The organism is Streptomyces sp. NPDC052299 (assembly GCF_040679335.1).
GTDB lineage: Bacteria > Actinomycetota > Actinomycetes > Streptomycetales > Streptomycetaceae > Streptomyces.
In genome coordinates, this window is the sequence record NZ_JBFAUP010000008.1 from 268,690 (window position 1) to 290,091 (window position 21,402).

At 73.0% G+C, this 21,402-nt stretch carries 17 protein-coding genes; 2 read left to right on the plus strand and 15 right to left on the minus strand.

What is annotated here, in order from left to right; all coding sequences use genetic code 11:
• The 9 genes from AB0L33_RS16420 to AB0L33_RS16460 all read right to left on the minus strand — a co-directional run bounded on the left by AB0L33_RS16420 (position 1) and on the right by AB0L33_RS16460 (position 10,942).
• Positions 1-2,337 carry a xanthine dehydrogenase family protein molybdopterin-binding subunit gene (locus tag AB0L33_RS16420; protein ID WP_365681871.1) on the minus strand — a complete coding sequence of 779 codons (2,337 nt, stop codon included), beginning with the start codon at positions 2,335-2,337 and terminating at the stop codon, positions 1-3.
• Positions 2,334-3,896 carry a 2Fe-2S iron-sulfur cluster-binding protein gene (locus tag AB0L33_RS16425; protein WP_365681873.1) on the minus strand — a complete coding sequence of 521 codons (1,563 nt, stop codon included), beginning with the start codon at positions 3,894-3,896 and terminating at the stop codon, positions 2,334-2,336. The genes AB0L33_RS16420 and AB0L33_RS16425 overlap by 4 nt, the downstream gene beginning before the upstream one ends.
• Positions 3,893-4,789, minus strand: coding sequence for an FAD binding domain-containing protein (locus tag AB0L33_RS16430; protein ID WP_365681875.1), 897 nt, complete (start codon positions 4,787-4,789; stop codon positions 3,893-3,895). The genes AB0L33_RS16425 and AB0L33_RS16430 overlap by 4 nt, the downstream gene beginning before the upstream one ends.
• A gap of 305 nt (positions 4,790-5,094) precedes the next feature.
• Positions 5,095-6,729: a beta-N-acetylhexosaminidase gene (locus AB0L33_RS16435; RefSeq protein ID WP_365681877.1), complete on the minus strand. Its 1,635-nt coding sequence runs from the start codon at positions 6,727-6,729 to the stop codon at positions 5,095-5,097.
• 4 nt (positions 6,730-6,733) lie between these two features.
• Positions 6,734-7,570, minus strand: a complete 837-nt coding sequence (locus AB0L33_RS16440) for a carbohydrate ABC transporter permease (RefSeq protein WP_365681879.1) — start codon at positions 7,568-7,570, stop codon at positions 6,734-6,736.
• Complete coding sequence (locus AB0L33_RS16445) at positions 7,567-8,523, minus strand: sugar ABC transporter permease (protein ID WP_365681881.1); 957 nt, start codon at positions 8,521-8,523, stop codon at positions 7,567-7,569. The genes AB0L33_RS16440 and AB0L33_RS16445 overlap by 4 nt, the downstream gene beginning before the upstream one ends.
• A gap of 2 nt (positions 8,524-8,525) precedes the next feature.
• Positions 8,526-9,830: an extracellular solute-binding protein gene (locus AB0L33_RS16450; protein ID WP_365681883.1), complete on the minus strand. Its 1,305-nt coding sequence runs from the start codon at positions 9,828-9,830 to the stop codon at positions 8,526-8,528.
• Between the two features lie 234 nt (positions 9,831-10,064).
• Positions 10,065-10,352: a DUF3039 domain-containing protein gene (locus tag AB0L33_RS16455; protein WP_026171211.1), complete on the minus strand. Its 288-nt coding sequence runs from the start codon at positions 10,350-10,352 to the stop codon at positions 10,065-10,067.
• Between the two features lie 29 nt (positions 10,353-10,381).
• Positions 10,382-10,942, minus strand: a complete 561-nt coding sequence (locus AB0L33_RS16460) for a YqgE/AlgH family protein (RefSeq protein ID WP_018100784.1) — start codon at positions 10,940-10,942, stop codon at positions 10,382-10,384.
• A gap of 275 nt (positions 10,943-11,217) precedes the next feature.
• Between AB0L33_RS16460 and murA the strand changes: the two genes are divergently transcribed.
• The gene (gene murA / locus AB0L33_RS16465) at positions 11,218-12,558 is read left to right on the plus strand and encodes a UDP-N-acetylglucosamine 1-carboxyvinyltransferase (RefSeq protein WP_073964959.1); all 1,341 of its coding nucleotides are present in this window, start codon (positions 11,218-11,220) and stop codon (positions 12,556-12,558) included.
• 93 nt (positions 12,559-12,651) lie between these two features.
• Here the strand turns inward: murA and AB0L33_RS16470 are convergent, their stop codons facing one another.
• From AB0L33_RS16470 to AB0L33_RS16480, 3 genes are all read right to left on the minus strand, one after another.
• Positions 12,652-12,933, minus strand: coding sequence for an HU family DNA-binding protein (locus AB0L33_RS16470; RefSeq protein ID WP_017237029.1), 282 nt, complete (start codon positions 12,931-12,933; stop codon positions 12,652-12,654).
• 353 nt (positions 12,934-13,286) lie between these two features.
• On the minus strand, positions 13,287-14,720 hold the full coding sequence (locus tag AB0L33_RS16475) for an NAD-dependent malic enzyme (RefSeq protein ID WP_365681887.1): 1,434 nt from the start codon (positions 14,718-14,720) through the stop codon (positions 13,287-13,289).
• A 392-nt stretch (positions 14,721-15,112) separates the two neighbouring features.
• Positions 15,113-17,494 carry a UvrD-helicase domain-containing protein gene (locus AB0L33_RS16480; RefSeq protein WP_365681889.1) on the minus strand — a complete coding sequence of 794 codons (2,382 nt, stop codon included), beginning with the start codon at positions 17,492-17,494 and terminating at the stop codon, positions 15,113-15,115.
• A 102-nt stretch (positions 17,495-17,596) separates the two neighbouring features.
• On the opposite strand from AB0L33_RS16480, the gene AB0L33_RS16485 reads away from it, so the two are divergent.
• A complete protein-coding gene (locus tag AB0L33_RS16485; protein ID WP_365681891.1) occupies positions 17,597-18,142 on the plus strand; it encodes a GNAT family N-acetyltransferase in 546 nt (181 codons plus the stop codon).
• Here AB0L33_RS16485 and AB0L33_RS16490 read toward each other — a convergent pair.
• The 3 genes from AB0L33_RS16490 to AB0L33_RS16500 form a co-directional block, all read right to left on the minus strand.
• Positions 18,139-18,708 carry a GNAT family protein gene (locus AB0L33_RS16490; protein ID WP_365681893.1) on the minus strand — a complete coding sequence of 190 codons (570 nt, stop codon included), beginning with the start codon at positions 18,706-18,708 and terminating at the stop codon, positions 18,139-18,141. The genes AB0L33_RS16485 and AB0L33_RS16490 overlap by 4 nt on opposite strands.
• 22 nt (positions 18,709-18,730) lie before the next feature.
• Complete coding sequence (locus AB0L33_RS16495; protein WP_365681999.1) at positions 18,731-19,900, minus strand: uroporphyrinogen-III synthase; 1,170 nt, start codon at positions 19,898-19,900, stop codon at positions 18,731-18,733.
• A 129-nt stretch (positions 19,901-20,029) separates the two neighbouring features.
• Positions 20,030-21,361, minus strand: coding sequence for a nitrate/nitrite transporter (locus AB0L33_RS16500; protein WP_365681895.1), 1,332 nt, complete (start codon positions 21,359-21,361; stop codon positions 20,030-20,032).
• Positions 21,362-21,402 lie beyond the last annotated feature (41 nt).

A 21,402-nucleotide genomic window follows, 5' to 3' on the forward strand; every position in this document is an offset into this window, starting at 1 on the left:
TCAGCCCTTCGGCGCCGCGACCGCTGCCTGGGGGCGGATCGGGAGGCGGTTGACCGGGCGGCCGGTCGCGGCGCGGACCGCCGCCGCCACCGCGGCCGGGGACGTCACGACCGGGACCGCCGACGCGGGCTTCGCGCCGAACGGGGCGACCACGTCCCGCTCCTCGACCAGTTTGACGATGCGGATCTCCGGCGCGTCCAGCGAGGTCGGCAGGGCGTAGCCGGTGAGGTCCGGGTGGCGGACCAGGCCGCGGGCGGTGCGCAGGTTCTCGGTGAGGGCGGCGCCGATGCCCTGGGTGACGCCCGCCTCGATGCGGGTCGCCAGCTGGGACGGGTTGAGGACGCGGCCGACGTCCTGGGCGACGGCCATCTCGACCACCCGGACCGAGCCCAGCTCGATGTCGACGTCCACCACCGCGCGGACCGCGCAGAACGCCATGCCCACGAAGGCGTCGCCCTGCCCGGACTCGTCCAGCGGTTCGGTGGGGTGCGGGCGGCACTGCGCGGTGGCCCACAGCTCCTTGCCGTCCAGCGCCTCGGACACGGTCGTGGAGAGCACCCCGTCGTACGAGGTGATCTTGCCGTCCGTGATCTGGAGCAGCTCCGTGGACATCCCGAACTTGTGCGCCAGGGGCTGGAGGAGCTGGGTGCGGACCATCTTCGCGGCGCGTTCGACCGCACCGGCGGAGACCCAGGTGTGCCGGCCGTGGGTGGCCGCGCCCGCCGGGGGCTGATCGGTGTCGACGGAGGCGACGTGCACCTCCTCGACGCCCAGGGTCTCCTGGACGACCTGCCGGGCCAGCGTGGAGAAGCCCTGGCCCGTCTCGACGGCGGCGCAGATGACGGTGGCGACCGAGTCCTGGACCCGGACCGTGGCCGTGGACACCTCGTCGGCGCCCTCCGCGCCGAGCATGTGGACCATGCCCAGCGCGTATCCGACGCCGCGCCGCACCGCGCCCGGTTCGCCCGCGCCCTCGGGGCCGCCCGGCAGCAGCCAGTCGTCCTCCGAGCCGTCCTTGGGCAGGGCGGGCAGCGGGTGGTCGCGGACGGCGGTGAGCAGTTCGGCGACGGGCGCGGGGCAGGTCACGGTCTGCCCGGTCGGCAGGATGTCGCCGGTGGCCAGCACGTTGCGCATGCGCAGCTCGGCCGGGTCGATCCCCAGCTTCGCGGCCAGCTTGTCCATCTGGCCCTCGTAGGCGGCGCAGACCTGCATCGCGCCCTCGCCCCGGACATGGCCGGAGGGCGGGTTGTTCGTGCGGACGGCCCAGCCCTCGATGAAGGCGTGCGGGACGACGTACGGGCCGCAGGCGAAGGCGACCGCGGCGGCCAGCGACTCCGACGAGGCGTCCGCGTAGGCGCCCGCGTCCAGCAGGATCTGGGCCTCCACCTTGACGAGGCGGCCCTCCGCGTCCGCGTGGTGGCGGTAGCGCAGCAGGGTCGGGTGGCGGTGGCCGTGGCCGAGGAAGGACTCCTCGCGGGTGGCGGCCAGCTTGACCGGGCAGCCGGTGCGCAGGGCGAGCAGGCCCAGCGGCAGCTGGAAGCCCGGGTCCTCGCGGTCGCCGGTCGCGCCGGGCACTCCGGTGACGACGATCTTGACCCGCTCCGGTTCGAGCCCGAAGCAGGCGGCGGCCAGGTCGCGGTCGGTGTGCGGGTCCGTGGACGCGGTGTACAGCTCGACGCCGCCGTCCGGGCGGGGCACGGCGAGCCCGGCCTCCGCGCCGATCGGGGCGGGGTCCTGGCGGCCGATGCGGTACAGCCCGTCCACGACGACCTCGCCGGCCGCCTCCGGGTCGCCGTAGCGCAGCGGGATGTGGCGAATGAGGTTGCCGTCGGGGTGCAGGGGCTCGGCCTCGAACGCCTTCTCCGGGTCGGTGACCGGGTCCAGCACCTCGTACTCGACGGCGATCGCGGCGGCGGCGAGCCGGGCGGTGTCCGGGTGGTCGGCGGCGACGGCGGCGATCGGCTCGCCGTGGTGGCGGACCAGGTCGGCGGCGAAGACGGGGCGGTCCACGACCTTGCGGCCGTACAGCGCCTCGCCCGGGACGTCCGCGTGGGTGACGACCGCGCGCACCCCGGGCATCTCGGCGGCGGCCGAGGTGTCGATGGAGAGGATGCGGGCGTGCGCGTGCGGGGAGCGCAGGACGGCCGCCCAGAGCAGGCCCTCGGCCCACAGGTCGGCGGCGTACGGGAAGGTGCCCTCGGTCTTGGCGCGGGCGTCGGCCGGCGGCAGCGAGGCGCCGATGCCGAGCCGCGGCTGCTCGGCCTCGGGTCCGCCCGGGCCGGCCGGCGACGGGATGCTGATCGTCGTGGGGGTGGCGCCGGCCGCGTCGTTGCTCACGCCATGCCTCCGTCCTGCTGGTGGGCCTGCACACTACCGGCGCCCGGAGCCGCCTGGTGCGGGATGCGGGGCTCCTCGGACTCGCCGGCGCCCGCCTCCCCGGCGGCTTCCGCGGCGGCCTCGCGGCCCGCGATGACCTCGTTGACCGCGTCGAGGACGCCCCGGTAGCCGGAGCAGCGGCAGAGGTTGCCGCACAGCGCCCGCCGGGTCTCCAGCTCGCTGGGGCGGTGGTTGCCCTCCAGGAGGTCGTGGACGGTCATCGCCATGCCGGGGATGCAGAAGCCGCACTGGACGGCGCCGCAGTCCGCCAGCGCCCGCTGCACGTCGGACGGTTCCCCGTCGACGGCCAGGCCCTCGACCGTACGCACCTCGCTGCCGGCGGTCGTGGCGGCGGGGACCAGGCAGGAGGCGACGAGCCGCCCGTCCACCTGGACGTTGCACGCCCCGCACTCGCCCTGCGAGCAGCCGTCCTTGGCCCCGGCGAGGCCGAGGCGTTCGCGCAGCACGTAGAGCAGGGACTCGCCGATCCAGGCGTCCGTGACCGGCCGGTCGACGCCGTTGACGTGCAGCACGTACGAGGCGGCGGGGTGCTCGCTGGGCTGCGGGGGCCCCTCCGGGGCCGCGGCCTCGGGCACCTCCGCGGGCCGGACCGCCTCCGCCTCGGGCGCCTCCGTGTCCGGCAGTGCCTCCCCGGCGGGCTCGGCGCCGGGCGCCGCCGCGACGGGGTCCGGGGCCGCGACGGGCGCCGCGTCGGGCGCGTCGGCGAGGGCGTCGGCCTCCGGCGCGGGCCGCTCGCCGTCGGCGGGCCCGGCCGCCTCGGGAGCGCTCTCGGCGGGGGCGCCGGCCGGCGCGTCGGCGGGGCCTTGGGCCGGGGCGTCGCCCGGGACGCCCTCCGGGCCGTCGCCCGGGACACCCGACAGCCCTTCGGCCGGGACGCCGATCCGTGCGTCGCCCGGTACGCCTGCCGGCCCATCGGCCGGGACGTCGGCGGGTTCACCCGCCTCCCGCTCCGTGGCCCCGGCCGGGTCCGGCACCGCCCAGGGGGCCGGGGCGCCGCCCGGCAGCGTGGCCGGGCGGTCCGCGTACCAGTCGGCGACGGGCGGCGGGGTGTACAGCTCGCCGGAGTCGTCGGAGAGCGGGGCGGCCGGGGCCGGCCAGGACGAGGTGTCCACCGTCCACTGGCCCGTGGCGGCCGGGTCCGTGCCGTACGGCTCCTGGTACGAGCCGGTGTGCTGCTGTTCCTCGGGGTGCGGGTAGCCGTAGCCGGACTGCTGGTTCGGGTCGGGCCAGTGCACCGCGTCGGGCGCGGGCTGTCCGGGCTGCTGCTCCGGAGCCTGGACGACCCAGTTGCCGGCGGCCGCCGGGTCGCGGTCGGCGGCGGGGGTCAGCGGCAGGATCATCGGCGGGGTGTAGCCGTGGCCGGGCGCGGCCAGCGGGATGTCCGCCAGGTCCTCCGGCGACAGCTGGACGAAGGCGGTCGCCTCGCCGTCGTAGTCGCCGCCCTGCGGGGTCGGCTGCCAGCCGCCGTGCTGCTGCTCGGCGGGGTTCTCCTTGCTCACGACAGTGCCCTCCCCAGCGCGCGTCGGGCGAGCGCGGCGACGGTGCGCCGCAGGTGCAGTACGGCGGGGGGCAGCGGTGGCGCCTCTCCCCCGTCGGCGGGTGGTTCCTGGTCCGGGATGCAGGCGGCCGCGACGTACTCGCCGAAGGCGGCCAGCGCGTCGGGTGCGAGGCCGCGCGCCCCGTCCCAGTCGATCAGCGAGGCGATCCAGCGCTCCGCCTCCAGCGGGCGCAGCGGCATCGGGGCGATGGCGCCGACCGCGCAGCGCACCCCGCGCCTGGCCGGGTCGAGGACGACCGCGACGGAGGCGGTGGCGCGGCCCGGGCCGGTGCGGCCGGTGGCCTTGAGGAAGACCTGCGGGGCGTGCAGCAGGGGCACCCGGACGAAGCCGATCAGCTCGGCGGGCTCCAGCATCTCGCGGCCGGCCAGCAGGTGGGAGACGGGGATCTCGCGGCGGGCGCCGCCGGGTCCGGCGATGACGAGCTCGGCCTCCAGCGCGGCGAGCACCGGCAGCGCGTCCCCGGTCGGTGCGGCGGTCGCGATGTTGCCGCCGAGCGTGCCGGCGTTGCGGATCTGCGGGGGGCCCGCGGCGCGGGCGGCGGCGGCGAGCGCGGGGATGAGGGCCGCGAAGTCGGGCCGCCCCATGCGGGCGTGGGTCAGGCCGGCGCCCAGCAGGGCGTGCCCGTCCTGGTAGTGCCAGCCGCGCAGCTCGCTGATCCGGCCGAGTCCGACCAGACCGGAGGGGCGCAGGAGCCCCTTGTTGACGGCCGACATCAGGTCCGTGCCGCCTGCCACGGGGACGGCGGCCGGCATGGCGCCGAGTGCCGCCACCGCCTCGTCCAGCGAGGCAGGCAGCGTCACGGACTGCGTCGCCTGCGGTGCGTGCGTGGTCAACCCAGCTGCCCCTTCCCGGTGTCCGGCGCTCCCGCCTGTTTCGCCGTACGGTACGTGCTCGAAGCCCGGACGTGGCAACTCTGGCACATCTTCGGACCGGCCCGACGCGCAGGTCCGCGAAGGGTGTGTCCGTCAACGTTCAGGGTAATGGTCCCGATTTCGGGCCAGTTCAGGGGTGCGCACCCTTTGCCGGTCTTCCTCATGTCCGTACGGCTTTCTCCGTTGCCAGGGGCGGCACTCGGGAAACGCCGCCGCCACCACGGTCGCAGGGACCGCGGTGGCGGGAGAGCGGGTCGGGACCGGGCTCACACGTTCGGGGGTGCCCCCTCGATAGGGCGTCCGAGGACGCCGGGGCGCTGCTGCCAGGGCAGCGGTCCGGTCGGCGGCCGATAGCCGACGCCGAGGGCGTCGAGCCGCCCGTAGTGGGTGGTCATGCGGCGCTCGAAATCGGCGAAGTCCCGCTCGTCCGGGGCGGGCAGAGCGGACCAGGCGACCTCGGCGAAGGCGGCGAGGCGGGGGAAGACCTGGTAGTCGACGCGGGCCCGGTTCTGCATGACCTCGGACCAGGCGTTGGCCTGGGTGCCGAGGACGTGCCGGGCCGCCTCCTCGCTCAGGGACGGCGGCACGGGTTCGAAGCGGTAGACGTCCTCCAGCGTGCGGACGTACCCGATGGGCATCGGCTCGTCGGGGCCGCCGTGCTGACGGTGGTCCAGATACACCTGCTGCTCCGGGCACATGACCACGTCGTGCCCGGCCTCGGCGGCCGCGATGCCGCCCGCGTAGCCGCGCCAGGAGGAGACGGCGGCGCCGGGTGCGAGGCCGCCCTCCAGGATCTCGTCCCAGCCGATGAGGCGGCGACCGCGTTCGGTGAGCCAGGTGTCGAAGTGGCGGATGAACCAGGACTGGAGCTCTTCCTCGTCCGCCAGCCCGAGCTCCTTGATGCGGGCCTGCGCGGCGGGCGACTGCTTCCACTGGTCCTTGGGGCACTCGTCGCCGCCGACGTGGACGAACGGCGAGGTCTCCGGCGGGAAGAGTTCGAGCAGTTCCTCGAAGACGCCCTCGTAGAACCGCAGGACGTGGTCGGTGGGGGCCAGGACGTTCGGTGTGACGCCCCAGTTGTCCCAGACGCCGAGCGCCGAGGTGTCGATGACGTCGGTGTTGCCGAGCTCCGGGTAGGCGCTGATCGCGGCCTGCGAGTGGCCGGGGATGTCGATCTCGGGGACGACGCGGATGTGCCGGGCCGCGGCGTAGGCGACGATCTCGCGGATGTCGTCCTGGGTGTAGTAGCCGCCGTGCGGGGTCTCGTCCCACAGCTCGGAGGCCCGGTGTCCGTACTTGGTACGGGGGCGCCAGGCGCCGACCTCGGTGAGGCGCGGGTACCGCTTGATCTCGACGCGCCAGCCCTGGTCGTCGCTGAGGTGGAAGTGGAAGACGTTCAGCTTGTGCGCGGCGAGCAGGTCGAGGTAGCGCGTGACGTCGTCCTTGGGCATGAAGTGCCGTGCCACGTCGAGCATCAGACCGCGCCAGCCGAAGCGGGGCGCGTCCTCGATGTCGGTGAACCCGAAGCCGTGGGCGGCGGCCCCGCCCACGGGCGCCCGGCGGAACGCCTCCGGGCCCAGCAGCTGGCGCAGGGTCTGGGCGCCCCAGAAGACCCCGGCGGGGCTGCCGCCGGTGATGACGACGCCCTCGTCGGGCGTGGTGGTCAGCCGGTAGCCCTCGGGGGGCAGGGTGTCGTCGGTGCGCAGCACGACGGCGCGCGGGGCGTCCTCGGGTCCGGGGGCGAGGGACAGGCCGAACGCGGCGCCCAGGGTGGCGCGCAGCCAGCGTTCGGTGGTCCCGGTGCCGGGGGCCGCCGCGACGACGGTGGACGCGTCGAGGACGAATCCGCAGCGCCCCCGGTCGTCGGCGCTCCGGGGCGCCGGGATCAGTTCCATGGCCATGACGTCAGTCCTTAACCGCTCCGCCGAGTCCGGAGACCAGGCGTCGCTGTACGAGTACGAAGAAGACCAGCACGGGCACGGTCATCACCGTCGAGGCTGCCATGATCCCGCCCCAGTCGTTCTCGTCGGGTTTGAAGAAGACCAGCAACGCCATCGGGAGCGTCGACTGGGAGGTGTCGCTGATGATGAACGACTTCGCGAACAGGAAGTCGTTCCAGGTGGAGATGAACGAGAAGACGCTCGTCGCCACCAGGCCGGGGAAGACCAGCGGGAAGAGGACCTGCCACAGGAAGCGGGTGCGGCTCGCCCCGTCGATGTACGCGGCCTCCTCCAGCGCCTCCGGCACGGCCCGCACGAAGCCGCGCAGCATCCAGATCGCGAACGGCAGCGAGAACGCCAGGTGCGGCAGGATCAGCGAGCCGAGCGTGTTGAGCTGGCCGAAGTCCCGCATCAGGAAGAACAGCGGGATCGTCAGCGCCTCGACCGGCACCATCTGCGCGACCAGGAACATGATCAGCAGCGTGGTCCGGAAGCGGAACCGGAACCGGGTGACCGCCGTGGCCGCCAGGAACGCGACGAGCGCGGAGGCGACGACGACCGTCCCGGCGACGAGCAGGCTGTTGAGGAAGTAGCGCCCGAAGTCCTGCTGCTGGAAGACCCGCCGGAAGGAGTCCAGGGAGGGCGCGAGGGTCCAGGGCCTGGGGTGCGTGGACTGGATCTCGCCCGCCGGTTTGAGGGCGGAGAGCACCATCCAGTACAGCGGGAAGGCGACGGCGGCGGCGATGAGCAGTGCGGCCGCCTCGGCGGCGAGCCGGCCTGGCCGGCGGACGGGCGGCCTCACAGTTCCTCCCCCTGACGGCGCACGAGCCGCAGGTACACGAGCGTGACGGCGAGCAGGATCAGCAGCATCACGACGCCGATCGCGGAGCCGAGGCTGTACTGCGAGGAGGCGAACGCCTTCTGGTACGCGTACACGTTCAGCACCAGGTTCTGCCCGGCGATCCCGCCGCCGTTGGTCATGACGTAGATCTGGGTGAACACCTTGAAGTCCCAGATGACCGACTGGATGGTGACGACGGTCAGGATCGGCCGCAGCATCGGGGCCGTGACGGAGCGCCAGGTCCGCCACTGCGAGGCCCCGTCCAGTGCGGCCGCCTCCAGGACCTCGGAGGGGATCGCCCGGATGCCCGCGTACACGGTGACCATCACGAACGGGAAGGAACACCACAGGACTTCGAGGAGCACCAGCGTGAAGGCGCTGTAGCGCCCGTACGTCCACGAGTGGTCGCCGAGCCCCAGAATCCGGTTGACCGGCCCGAAGTCGGCGTCGAAGAGGAAGACCCAGACGGTCGACCCGGTGATCGCTGGGGTCGCCCAGGCGCCGAGCGCGGCGAGCATGAGGGCGAGCCGGGGCACGGCCCGTATCCGGGTCAGCAGGACGGCGAGGGCGCAGCCGACGAGCAGGGTCGCCAGGACGCAGGCGGCGGCGAAGACCACGGTGGCGAGGAGGACCTGCCAGAACTGGCCGTCACCGAAGAGGGTTGCGTAGTTGCCGAACCCCTGGAAGGTCGCCGGTTCGCCGCCGCTGACCTGGGCCTGGGTGTATTCCAGGAAGGAGATCAGGCCGAGCTGGTAGATCGGGTAGACCAGCAGCCCGCCGAGCAGGACGAGCGCGGGCAGCAGATAGAGCCAGGGGGTCCAGCCCGGCCGCCGGGCCGGGGAGGCGGACCGGCGGCGCGGGCGGGGGGTGGGGGGCGTGGGGGGCGCTTTGTACGCCGTGCTGTTCGCGGTCATCGTCAGCCTGCTTCGGCGAACGCCGCGTCCATCTTCTTCGCGGCGTCGTCGGCCGCCTCCGCCACGTCCTTACGGCCGCTGACGATCTCCTGGAACATCGTGGGCAGGATCAGCGAGGAGTCGATCTGGCCCCAGGCCGGTGACGCGGGGACGAACTTGGCCCCGGCGCCGAGCGTCCTGACGAAGGGCTCCACGAACGGCTCGCGCTTCGCGGCGGCGGCGCGGACGTCGGTGTAGGTCGGCAGGAAGCCCATCGCGTCGAACATGCGGGCCTGGGAGGCCTTGCCGGTCAGCTCCTTCATCAGGTCGACGGCCAGGGTGCGGTGCCCGCTGCTCTTCAGCACGCCGATGTTGTTGCCGCCGGCGAACGCGGGCGCTATGGAGCCCTCGGCCACGCCGGGCAGCGGGACGACCGCGTACTTGCCCTTGACGCTGCCGGCCTCGACGGCCGCGTGGCTGAAGTCGCCGCCGATGGCCATGGCGGCCTTGCCGGACGCGAAGGCGGTGACGGTCGCGTTGCCGCCCATGGCCGCGCACTTGGCGGGCGGGCAGTTGCCGGCGCCGAAGAGCGAGGTGTACGCCTCGATGCCCTTGCGGGCCTTCGGGCTGTTGATGGCCGACGTGTACGAGGAGCCGTCCCGGTCGGCCAGTTCGCCGCCGTTGGCCCAGATGAACGGCATCGCGCCGTAGGTGTAGGCGCCGCCGACGGCGAGCCCGTACAGGTCCGGCTTCTTCTGGTGGATCTTCTTGGCGGTGGAGATGAGTTCGGCCTGCGACTTGGGCGGTTCGATGCCCAGGTCCGCGAAGACGTCGGTGCGGTAGTAGAGCGCGCGCACGCCGACGAAGAGCGGGGCGCCGTAGACCTTGCCGTCGACCGTCACGGACTGCTCGGCGGCCGGGTCGGTGTCCTTGGCGTCGGCCCAGGCACCGAACTCGGAGGTGATGTCGGCGAGTCCGCCGTCCTTGACGTACCCGGCGGTGTCGGTGTTGCCGTACTCGATGAGGTCGGGGGCGCTCTTCGGGTCGTTGAAGGCGGCCTTGACGCGCTGGGCGCGGGTCTCGACCGGGATGTACTCGATCTCGACCTTGGCGCCCTCGTGGGCCTTCCTGAAGGCGGCGACCGCGGTGTCGACCACCTTCTCCTTCGGCTTGTTGCCGACCTCCTGGAACAGCCAGACCCGCAGCGTGCCGGTCTTCTCGTCGCCCTTGGCTCCGGTGTCGGAGGTCTGCGGCGCGCAGGCGGTGGCGGTGAGGCCCGCCAGGACGAGCGCCGCGGCCGGGGCGGCGATTCGGGCAGAGAACTTCATCCGGGAACCCCTACCGGTCAGCGTTGCAGAATGTGCAACGCACATTTCGTTCTGCACAACAGGCAGGAGAGTAGGTCCGGACCAGGGCGGCCACAAGTGGTCTGCACCACGTCTGCACCACTCCGTGACCTGACGGAGCAGCCCGTGCAACGGCACGCGAAAGACCCCCGGGGCGCACGGATGCGCGCCCCGGGGGTCTCCCGGACCTTCAGCTGCGGGCCGTACCGGTGGCCGCTACTTCTTGTCCTTGCCGCCCTTGCCCTTGTCGCCGCCGGCGCCCATGGACTCGTAGATCTCCTTGCACATCGGGCAGACCGGGTACTTCTTGGGGTCGCGCCCCGGTACCCAGACCTTGCCGCACAGTGCGACCACGGGGGTGCCCTCCAGGGCACTCGCCATGATCTTGTCCTTCTGGACGTAATGGGCGTAGCGCTCGTGGTCGCCGTCGCCGTTCGACACCTGCGGCGTCGGCTCCACGAGGGTTCCGGTACCTGCCCCGCGCTCGGGCTCAAGAGTGCTCATAACCGCCAAGCGTACTGAAGAACGGGACATCAGTTCAGCGAAGGGTCGTCCGGATACGTGGCGATCATGGCCAGTTCGCTGCGCTGCCGCCGCAGGACCGCACGCCACAGCCCCTCCGGGCGTGGCGAGGACACGTCACCGGGCTCGGATTCCACCACGTACCAGGCGCCCTCGGACAGCTCGCGCTCCAGCTGTCCCGGCCCCCAGCCCGCGTACCCCGCGAAGATCCGCAGCGAGCCCACGGCCGCCGCCAGCAGCTCGGGCGGCGCCTCCAGGTCGACCAGGCCGATCGCCCCGTACACCCGGCGCCAGCCGAGGGGGCCCTCGCCGCCCGGGATCACCGCGACCCCGAGGGCGGAGTCCAGCGAGACGGGACCGCCCTGGAAGACGACCTCCGGCTCTCCGGTCAGCCCGGCCCAGGCCGCCAGGATGTCCACGACGCCCACCGGCGTGGGCCGGTTGAGGACCACGCCGAGTGAGCCCTCCTCGTCGTGGTCGAGGAGCAGCACGACCGCGCGGTCGAAGTTCGGGTCCGCCAGGGCGGGCGCGGCCACGAGCAGCCGCCCTGTGAGCGAGGACACCTCGGTCATGGCAGAAATGATCCCGCATCTCCGGCCGTGGCGGGGGCCAAGTGACGTCCTCGTCGCGCTCGGTGCCCGAGCGCAGCTCAGGGCGCACGGGTGCACGAGGAGCGCACGGCCCGGCCGAAGATCCGGACGGTGACCCTCCGCAAGTCCCGTGCAGCAGAGCGTGTTGTGGCGGATTCATGACGTTCGTACACCACCCGTTCCCCTACGGAACGGGGGTGCGGGGCCATTACCCTCTTGTTTGGCCCCCTGCCCGACCACTCCGGAACGCGAGATTCATGACCGGCACAGACGATGTCCTGCTTGTCCACGGCGGAACCCCGCTGGAGGGCGAGATCCGCGTCCGAGGCGCCAAGAACCTGGTGCCCAAGGCGATGGTCGCCGCGCTGCTCGGCAGCGGGCCCAGCCGACTGCGCAACGTGCCCGACATCCGCGACGTACGCGTGGTGCGCGGGCTGCTCCAGCTGCACGGCGTGACGGTCCGCCCCGGCGAGGAGCCGGGCGAACTGGTCCTCGACCCCACGCACGTCGAGAGCGCCAACGTCGCCGACATCGACGCCCACGCGGGCTCCTCGCGCATCCCGATCCTGTTCTGCGGTCCGCTGCTGCACCGCCTGGGCCACGCGTTCATCCCGGGGCTCGGCGGCTGCGACATCGGCGGGCGGCCGATCGACTTCCACTTCGACGTGCTGCGCCAGTTCGGCGCGACCATCGAGAAGCGGGCGGACGGGCAGTACCTGGAGGCCCCGCAGCGGCTGCGCGGCACCAAGATCCGGCTGCCGTACCCCTCGGTGGGCTCCACCGAGCAGGTGCTGCTGACCGCGGTGCTCGCCGAGGGCGTCACGGAGCTGTCCAACGCGGCCGTGGAGCCGGAGATCGAGGACCTGATCTGCGTCCTGCAGAAAATGGGCGCGATCATCTCGATGGACACCGACCGGACCATCCGGATCACCGGTGTGGACCGCCTCGACGGCTACACCCACCGCGCCATCCCGGACCGCCTGGAGGCCGCCTCCTGGGCGTCTGCCGCGCTGGCGACCGAGGGGAACATCTACGTCCGGGGCGCCCAGCAGCGCTCGATGATGACGTTCCTGAACACCTACCGCAAGGTGGGCGGCGCCTTCGAGATCGACGACGAGGGCATCCGCTTCTGGCACCCGGGCGGCGCGCTCAACGCCATCGCGCTGGAGACGGACGTGCACCCCGGCTTCCAGACGGACTGGCAGCAGCCGCTGGTGGTCGCGCTGACGCAGGCCGCGGGCCTCTCCATCGTCCACGAGACGGTGTACGAGTCCCGGCTCGGCTTCACCTCCGCGCTGAACCAGATGGGCGCGCACATCCAGCTCTACCGCGAGTGCCTGGGCGGCTCGGACTGCCGCTTCGGGCAGCGCAACTTCCTGCACTCCGCGGTCGTGTCGGGCCCCACGAAGCTCCAGGGCGCGGACCTGGTCATCCCGGACCTGCGCGGCGGCTTCTCGTACCTGATCGCCGCCCTCGCGGCCCAGGGCACCTCCCGGGTGCACGGCATCGACCTGATCAACCGGGGCTACGAGAACTTCATGGACAAGCTGGAGAAGCTGGGCGCCAAGGTGGAGCTGCCGGGCGGCTCGCTGGTCTGACCGTCCGGACGGCCTGAGCGGCCGCTGACGGGCCGAATGCCGGAGGGCGGCCACCCCGGGTGGGGTGGCCGCCCTCCGTCGTGCCCAGGGGTCTTACTTGCCCTTGGCGGCTTCCTTGAGCTTGGAGCCCGCGGAGACCTTCACGCTGTAGCCGGCCGGGATGTTGATCGGGTCGCCGGTCTGCGGGTTACGAGCGGTGCGAGCGGCACGGTGGGTGCGCTCGAAGGTCAGGAAACCGGGGATGGTGACCTTCTCGTCGCCCTTGGCGACGACCTCACCGACGGTCTCGGCGAGAGCGGCCAGCACGGCGTCGGCGTCCTTGCGGGTCACCTCGGCACGGTCGGCCAGGGCGGCCACCAGCTCACTGCGGTTCATGTTGTTACTCCCGTGTTCTTCTTGCCTGTGAGGCGTGAGATCGAAGCCGATGCTGCCAGGGCCCTCGGACAGTCCCCGTACCCGGGTCCGCCCTTGAGAGGGTCCGGTAGACCTCGCGCCCTGTGGGGTCTCCCCTGGACGTAGTCCTTGAGGAAGCATCCTGCCCCCACCTGCGGCGGGAAAGCCAATCCGGCACCCTCCGGGAGCCGCGCGAACAGCACCACTGCCTCGTCGTGGTGACGTCCCGTCGACTCCCCCAGAGCCGTCCGCAGCGGGTGCGGGGCTCTGCGGGACGCGTCGCCCGCCCACCCTAAAGGGGCGTTTGGGGCGCCGCGACCCGCGACGCGCCGTAGTCAGACGGACGTGGGCGCCGTCACAGTGGCGCCGGCGGCCCGCGCGGCGTCCCGGACGGCACCGGCGACCGCACCGGCGACCTTGTCGTTGAAGACCGACGGGATGATGTAGTTCGCGTTCACCTCGTCCTCGGCGACCACGTCGGCCAGGGCGCGCGCGGCGGCGAGCATCATGTCCGTGTTGACCGTGCGCGACTGGGCGTCGAGCAGGCCCCGGAAGACGCCGGGGAAGACCAGCACGTTGTTGATCTGGTTCGGGAAGTCCGAGCGGCCGGTGGCCACGACGGCGGCGGTGCGGCGGGCGATCGCCGGGTCCACCTCGGGGTCCGGATTCGCGAGCGCGAACACGATGGCGCCGTCCGCCATGGCCGCCACGTCGTCCCCGTCCAGCACGTTGGGGGCGGAGACGCCGATGAAGACGTCGGCGCCGACCACGGCCTCCTTGAGGGTGCCGGTGATGCCCTCCGGGTTGGTGTTGTCGGCGATCCAGCAGAGCGGCGACTCCGGGTCGGCGGACCGCAGGTCCTCGCGGCCGGAGTGCACCACGCCGTGGATGTCGGCGACGACGGCGTGCTTGACGCCCGCCGCGATGAGGAGCTTCAGGATGGCCGTGCCGGCCGCTCCGGCGCCGGACATGACGACCCGCACGTCCCCGATGGCCTTGCCCACCACGCGCAGCGCGTTGGTCAGCGACGCCAGGACGACGATCGCCGTGCCGTGCTGGTCGTCGTGGAAGACGGGGATGTCCAGGGCCTCGCGCAGCCGGGCCTCGATCTCGAAGCAGCGCGGCGCGGAGATGTCCTCCAGGTTGATCCCGGCGAAGCCGGGCGCGATGGCCTTGACGATCTCGACGATGGCGTCGGTGTCCTGGGTGTCCAGGCAGATCGGCCACGCGTCGATGCCGGCGAAGCGCTTGAAGAGGGCCGCCTTGCCCTCCATGACGGGCAGCGCGGCCTTCGGGCCGATGTTGCCGAGGCCGAGCACCGCGGAGCCGTCCGTCACGACTGCGACGGAGTTGCGCTTGATGGTGAGGCGGCGGGCGTCCTCGGGATTCTCGGCGATCGCCATGCAGACCCGGGCCACGCCGGGGGTGTAGATCATCGAGAGGTCGTCGCGGTTGCGGATGGGGTGCTTGGACGCCATCTCGATCTTGCCGCCGAGGTGCATGAGGAACGTACGGTCGGAGACCTTGCCGAGCACGACGCCGTCGATGTCGCGCAGCCCCTTGACGATCTCGTCGGCGTGCGCGGTGGAGGAAGCGGCGATCGTGACGTCGATCCGCAGCTTCTCGTGGCCGGAAGCGGTCACGTCGAGGCCGGTGACCGACCCGCCGGAGGACTCCACGGCCGTGGTGAGCTGGGAGACCGCGGTGCCGCTGGCGGGCACCTCCAGCCTGACCGTCATCGAGTACGAGACGCTGGGCGCCGTTGCCATGGCCGAGTCCTTCGCTTTCCTTAGCTTCATTGCTATGCGCGTCCGAGCTCCGAGCAGGCCCGGCAGCGGACACGCCTTCCGATATTCGCACCTACCGACGAGTAGTCGTTAATGACTGTCGCAGCGCGGAAACTGTTTTCCACCATACGAGAATGCGCGCCGCAGTGGAACCCCTGGCCGTTGCTGTCCGGGAACGCGAAGAGGCCCGCGCCACCGGAAGGTGACGCGGGCCTCTTCTTCAGTTGACGACACCGGCCCGCCATGCTCGCCTCGCGGCAAGTGGTCGCTCGAAGCGACTAAGGTTGGGCCCGGGGGCTTGGATCGAGCCGGTGCCACACCCAGGCTAACAAATCACCTGGAAAAGCGATTCCCGCACCGCGTGTTGACCGGAATCAGTCCCTGAGCAGGTCCGGCACCCCGTCCTCGTCCGGCAGGTCCCGCTCACCGGAGACCACGGTCAGCTGCTGGGTCGCCCGGGTCAGCGCCACGTACAGCACGCGCAGCCCGGCCGGGGACTCGTCCGCGATCTCGGCCGGCGAGACGACCACCGTCGCGTCGTACTCCAGCCCCTTGGCCTCCAGGCTGCCGAGCGCCACCACCCGGTCCCCCAGCTCCGCCAGCCACTCCCGGGCCTGGGCGCGCCGGTTCATCGCCACGACGACGCCGACCGTCCCGTCCACCTCGGCGAGCAGCCGCCGGGCCTCCTCGCGCACGGTCCCGGCCAGGTCGTCGTCGCGCACGGTCTCGAAGCGCGGGACCACGCCCGTCGAGCGGACGGCGGCCGGGGACTCCATGCCGGGCATGGCGAGGGCCAGCACCTTCGCGGCCAGCTCCGCGATCTCGGCCGGGTTGCGGTAGTTCACGGTCAGCGTGAAGTTCCGGCGGGGGCGGCTGCCCAGCGCCTCGTCACGGGCGGCGGCCGCCTCGTCCGGGTCGGACCAGGAGGACTGCGCCGGGTCCCCGACGATCGTCCAGGTGGCGTGCCGGCCGCGCCGGCCGACCATCCGCCACTGCATGGGCGTCAGGTCCTGCGCCTCGTCCACGATGACGTGGGCGTACTCGGTGCGCTCGGCGGCGAGCCGTTCGGCGCGCTCCCACTGGGTCTCCTCGCGGCGGGGCATCAGCTCCTCCAGGCCGGTGAGCTGGTCCAGCGGGTCCGCCTCGCGCTTGCGCTTGGGGCGGCTCGGGGTGCCGAGCAGCGTGTGCAGCTCGTCCAGGATCGCCACGTCGTGCACGGAGAGCGGCCCCTGCCCGGCGGCGTCCAGGCGCTTGAGGGAGCGCGCGAGCCGGCGCACCTCGCCCTGGTTGAGCGTGCGCCGCGCCCACCGGGCGAGCCGCTTCTCGTCGGCCATCGCGGCGAGCACCCCGCGCGGGGTCAGCTCGGGCCACCAGGCGTTCAGGAACTCGATGAACGGGGTCTCCGTGGACACGTCCTCGTCGAAGGAGCTGCGCAGCTCCGCCGCCAGCTCCGGGTCGGTGTAGCGGCCCCGGCCTGAGGAGCGGTTCCACAGCGCGTCGAGCAGCAGCCGGCGGGCGCGCGGGCGCAGCAGGTTGACCGGGGCGGTCCCGCCGAGGACGTTGTTGCGGATGCGCCGCAGCTCGTCCTCCTGGAGCTCGACCCGGGCCCCGAACGCGACCACGCGCAGCCGGGTCGGCGTCCCGGCGGGCTGCCGCGTCGCCTCCTCGGCCGCACCGAACTCCAGCTGCCCGTCGCCGGGGGCGGGCCGGGGCGCGGGCTGTTCCAGGGCGCCACGGGCCGCCTTGCGGAGCACCGGGAGCATCCGCGAGGAGCCCTTGATCCGGGCGACGGCGGGCTCGTCGTAGGCGGTGGCGCCCTCGGGCCCCGCCGCGTCGTCGGAGAGCGAGCCGACCGCGCGGATAGCGACCTGGCCCTCCTCGCCGAGCGAGGGCAGCACGCCCTCGGTGTAGGCCACCAGCAGGGGCGTCGGCGAGACGACGAGGATGCCGCCCGCGTACCGCCGCCGGTCCTGGTAGAGCAGGTACGCGGCGCGGTGCAGGGCGACCGCGGTCTTGCCGGTGCCGGGGCCGCCGGAGACCTCGGTGACGGAGGCGGCGGGGGCCCGGATGACGAGGTCCTGCTCGGCCTGGATGGACGAGACGATGTCCCGCATGGTGTGGCTGCGGGCCTGTCCGAGCGCGGCCATCAGGGCGCCGTCGCCGACGACCGGAAGCTTCTCGCCGTCCAGGTGGGCGGTCAGCTCGGGGCGCATCAGGTCGTCCTCGACGCCGAGGACCCGGCGGCCCTTGGAGCGGATGACGCGGCGGCGGACCACCCGGCCCGGCTCCTTGGGCGTCGAGCGGTAGAACGGGGCCGCGGCCGGGGCCCGCCAGTCGATGACGAGCGGCGCGTAGTCGGAGTCGAGGACCCCGATCCGGCCGATGTGCAGCGTCTCGGCGATGTCCGCGGTGCCGTCCTCGCGCACGACGTCGTCGGCGGGCTCGACGGAGGTGTACGCGCCGTCCGGGCCGCGTTCGCCGTCCTTGCCGAGCAGGAGGTCGATCCTCCCGAAGAGGAAGTCCTCGAACTCGCTGTTCAGCCGGTTGAGGTGGATTCCGGCGCGGAACACCTGGGCGTCGCGCTCGGCGAGCGCCCCCGGCGTCCCGACCTGGCCGCGCTTGACGGCGTCGTCCATGAGAAATTCCGCCTCGTGGATCTTCTCCTCAAGGCGGTGGTACACCCGGTCGAGATGTTCCTGCTCGACACCGATTTCCCGGTCCCGCAGCGATTCGACAGCGGCATCCTGCGCGGCCACCGAGGCCCCCTTCTGACGTGCACTGGGCAGCCGTCAACCTTATGCGACGGGGAACCTTCGCGCACCTGCCGGGGGCCTTCGAACTCCTCGTACGATGAGCGGATGAACGCCCACGCGCGCCCTGTCCGCCTGTCGGCCGGTTCCCTGGTGTTGCGCCCCTGGCGGCCGGGGGACCTGGGAGTGCTCCTCGACGCGTACCGCGACCCCGCCGTCCAGGCCGGTTCGCGGGCGCCGGTGGACGACGAGGAGGCGGCCGCGCACTGGCTGCGGGCCCAGGAGGAGGGCCGGGCGGCCGGGCTGCGGCACAGCTTCGCGGTGCTGGACCCGGAGCTCGGACCGGGCCCGGTGGGCAACGTCGCCCTGTCGTTCCCGGAGTCCGGCGCGCCCTCGGCCGAGGTGGGGTACTGGACGGTCGCGTCCGCCCGGGGCCGGGGCATCGCCCCGCGCGCCCTCGAAGCGCTGTCCGGCTGGGCGTCGGAGACCTTCGCCGGGCTCGTGCGCCTGGAACTGCTGCACCAGGTGGACAACGCGGCCTCGTGCCGGGTCGCCGAGAAGGCCGGGTACGCGCTCACCGGGGTGCTGCCCCCGGCCCCGCCGTGGCCGCGCGAGGGCCACCTCCACACGCGCGGGGTCCAGGGCCCGGCCTAGACGATCCCGGTTGCCGGGCCGTCGTGCAGGATGCGCTGGAAGAGCCGGTGGTCGCGCCACTCGCCGTCGATGTGCATGTAGCGCGGGGCGACCCCGAACTCCTCGAATCCGCACTTGGCGAGGACCCGTTGGGACGCGGTGTTGTGCAGCACCGTGCCCGCCTCGATCCGGTGCAGCCGCAGTTCGTCGCGGGCCAGCTCGCAGATCCGGAGCACGGCGGCCGTCGCCAGGCCCCGGCCCGCGTGTTCGACGTCCACCCAGTAGCCGAGGACAGCGCTGTGGAAGGAGCCGAGCACGATGGCACTGAGGTTGAACCCGCCGACGACCCGGTCCTCGGCGTCGCTCAGCACCCAGGGCATCACGCGCCCCGCCTCCCGCTCCGCGAGCAGCCCGGCCAGCCGCTCGCGCTGGCCCTCCTCGGTGTAGAAGGACTCGGGGCGCACGGGCTCCCAGGGCCGCATGTACGCACGGCTGCGGGTCAGCGCCTCGGCGCGGGAGGCGGCGTCGGCCATCGTCGTGGGGCGCAGCTGTATCCCCGCGACGAGCGGGTGGGCATCGTCGATCATGCCCAGGACGCTATCCGGCCGCTCAGGCCCCCGCGTACTTGGCGTCCGCCGCCGGGTCGAGGGCCAGCCGGTAGCCGCGCTTGACGACCGTGTGGATCAGCCGGGGCACCCCGAGCGCCGTGCGGAGCCGGGCCATGGCCGTCTCGACCGCGTGCTCGTCGGTGCCGCTGCCGGGCAGGGCGCGCAGCAGGTCGGCGCGCGAGACCACCCAGCCGGGGCGCCGGGCCAGGGCGTGCAGCAGGGCCATCCCCGCGGGCGGGACCGCGCGCAGCTCGTCGTCCACCAGGACGGCGTGGCCCCGGATCTCGACGCGGTGTCCGGCGACGGGCAGCGTACGGGCGCGGGCGGGCAGCTCGCGGCAGATCAGCTGGACGAGCGGGCCGAGCCGGAAGCGCTCCGGCTGGACGGTGTCGATGCCGCGCGCCTGCAACGGCACGGCGGTGACCGGTCCGACGCAGGCCGGCACGATGTCGCCGCGCAGCGCCGTGACGACGTCGGCGAGCAGTCCGCGTTCCTCGGCGCGGCCGAGCAGCGAGGCCGCCGCCGGGGCGCTGGTGAAGGTCAGCGCGTCCAGGGCGCGGGCGGCGGTGAGGTCGAGGAGCCGGTCCAGGGGGGCGATGTCCTCCGGCGGCATCCAGCGGTAGACGGGGACGCCGACCACCTCGGCACCGGCCTCGCGCAGCGACTCCACGAAGCCGGGCAGGGGTTCGCCGTGCAGCTGGAGCGCGACGCGACGGCCCCGTACGCCCTCCTCCAGAAGCCGTTCCAGGACCTCGGCCATGGATTCGGAGGCCGGGGACCACGCCTCGGTCAGCCCGGCGGCGCGGACCGCGCCCTTCACCTTGGGGCCGCGCGCCAGGAGTTCGACCCCGCGCAGCGTCTCCAGGAGGCGGTCGCCGATGCCCCAGCCGTCGGCCGCCTCGATCCAGCCGCGGAAGCCGATCGCGGTGGTGGCGACGACCACGTCGGGCCGCTCGGCGACCAGCTGTTCGGTGGCGGCGAGCAGCTCGCCGTCGTCGGCGAGCGGCACGATCCGCAGGGCCGGCGCGTGCACCACGGTGGCGCCCCGGCGCCGCAGCAGCGTGCCCAGCTCCTCCGCCCGGCGTGCGGCGGTGACCCCGACCGTGAAGCCCGCGAGGGGCCCGTGCGCCGCGTCGTCGTGCTGTCGGTCGTCGTGCTGTCCGTCGTGCATGAGGTCTACCCGGCTCTCGTCCCGCTGCTGCTCGATGGTGCGGAGGACCGAGCCTGCCAACGCCGCGTGACAGACCCGGTTCGGCTGTATTTCCCGCTCGTTACGTCGCCCGGCACCGGCCGTCCATCATCACACCCCGGCATGGCCGAGACGGGGCTGCGCCGGTACGGCCGCGGCGCGGCGGAGGTAGACCGACCAGGTGAGCGCCGAGCACACCGCGTAGAAGGCGAGGAAGGACCAGAAGGCCGCCGTGCCCTCCCCCGAAGTCTGGAAGGACTGCCGGAAGGCCAGGTTGATGGCGAGCCCGCCGAGCGCGCCCACCGCCCCGATCAGCCCCATCGCGGCACCGGAGATCCGCCGCCCCCGGGCCGCGGCCTCCTCGCCGCGCAGCCCCTGGGCGACGGCCCGGGCGTGGAAGATGCCCGGGATCATCTTGTACGTCGAGCCGTTGCCGAGCCCGGACAGCACGAACAGGGCGGTGAAGCCGACGAGGAACACGGTGAGCGAGGCGATCTCGGAGGCGTATACGACGACGCCGGTCGCGGCGGCCATGGCGGCGAAGTTGCCGAGGGTGATGCGGGCCCCGCCGTACCGGTCGGCGAGCCGGCCGCCGACCGGGCGGATCAGCGAGCCGAGCAGCGGGCCGATGAAGGTCAGCGAGGCCGCCTGGAGCGGGGTCCTGCCGAACTGGGTCTGGAGGACGAGCCCGAAGGCGAAGCTGTAGCCGATGAAGGAGCCGAAGGTGCCGATGTAGAGGACGGCCATGATCCAGGTGTGCCGGTCGCGCACGGCTTCCTTCGCGGCCCCGGTGTCGTTGCGCACCGGTGCCAGGTTGTCCATGTGGCGGGCGGCGCACCAGGCGGCGAGCAGGATCAGCGGGAGGTAGGCGGCGAGCACGATCCGGGGATGGGTGGCCCCCGCCGTCCCGATGACCAGGAGTCCGGCGAGCTGCACGACGGGCACGCCGATGTTGCCGCCGCCCGCGTTCAGCCCGAGCGCCCAGCCCTTCCTGCGCAGCGGGAAGAAGGCGTTGATGTTCGTCATGGACGAGGCGAAGTTGCCGCCGCCGATGCCGGTGAGCGCGGACACGGCGAGGAAGGTGCCGTAGGAGGTGCCCGGCTCCATCACGACGAGGGCGGCGACCGTCGGCACGAGCAGGGTGAGCGCGCTGAAGACCGTCCAGTTCCGGCCACCGAACCGGGCGACCGCGAAGGTGTACGGCACCCGGACGACGGCGCCGACCAGGGTGGCGGTGGAGATCAGGAAGAACTTCCCGGCCGGGTCGACCCCGTATTCGGGCCCCATGAAGAGCACCATCACGGACCACAGGGTCCAGATGGAGAAGCCGATGTGCTCGGAGAGGACGGAGAACCAGAGGTTGCGGTGGGCAACGCGCTCGCCGGTGTCCCGCCAGAAGGTCTCGTCCTCCGGGTCCCAGTGCTCGATCCAACGGCCTGCCATCACGCGCCTCCACGGGTGGTCGGGGTGTCGTCCCGAACCTA

Coding starts and splice junctions, on each gene's coding strand:
- AB0L33_RS16490 (WP_365681893.1), bottom strand. CDS start 18,708: ATGATCGACGATGCCCACCCGCTCGTCGCGGGGATACAGCTGCGCCCC.
- AB0L33_RS16500 (WP_365681895.1), bottom strand. CDS start 21,361: ATGGCAGGCCGTTGGATCGAGCACTGGGACCCGGAGGACGAGACCTTC.
- AB0L33_RS16460 (WP_018100784.1), bottom strand. CDS start 10,942: ATGACCGAGGTGTCCTCGCTCACAGGGCGGCTGCTCGTGGCCGCGCCC.
- murA (WP_073964959.1), top strand. CDS start 11,218: ATGACCGGCACAGACGATGTCCTGCTTGTCCACGGCGGAACCCCGCTG.
- AB0L33_RS16485 (WP_365681891.1), top strand. CDS start 17,597: ATGAACGCCCACGCGCGCCCTGTCCGCCTGTCGGCCGGTTCCCTGGTG.
- AB0L33_RS16495 (WP_365681999.1), bottom strand. CDS start 19,900: ATGCACGACGGACAGCACGACGACCGACAGCACGACGACGCGGCGCAC.
- AB0L33_RS16445 (WP_365681881.1), bottom strand. CDS start 8,523: ATGACCGCGAACAGCACGGCGTACAAAGCGCCCCCCACGCCCCCCACC.
- AB0L33_RS16450 (WP_365681883.1), bottom strand. CDS start 9,830: ATGAAGTTCTCTGCCCGAATCGCCGCCCCGGCCGCGGCGCTCGTCCTG.
- AB0L33_RS16435 (WP_365681877.1), bottom strand. CDS start 6,729: ATGGCCATGGAACTGATCCCGGCGCCCCGGAGCGCCGACGACCGGGGG.
- AB0L33_RS16455 (WP_026171211.1), bottom strand. CDS start 10,352: ATGAGCACTCTTGAGCCCGAGCGCGGGGCAGGTACCGGAACCCTCGTG.
- AB0L33_RS16470 (WP_017237029.1), bottom strand. CDS start 12,933: ATGAACCGCAGTGAGCTGGTGGCCGCCCTGGCCGACCGTGCCGAGGTG.
- AB0L33_RS16475 (WP_365681887.1), bottom strand. CDS start 14,720: ATGGCAACGGCGCCCAGCGTCTCGTACTCGATGACGGTCAGGCTGGAG.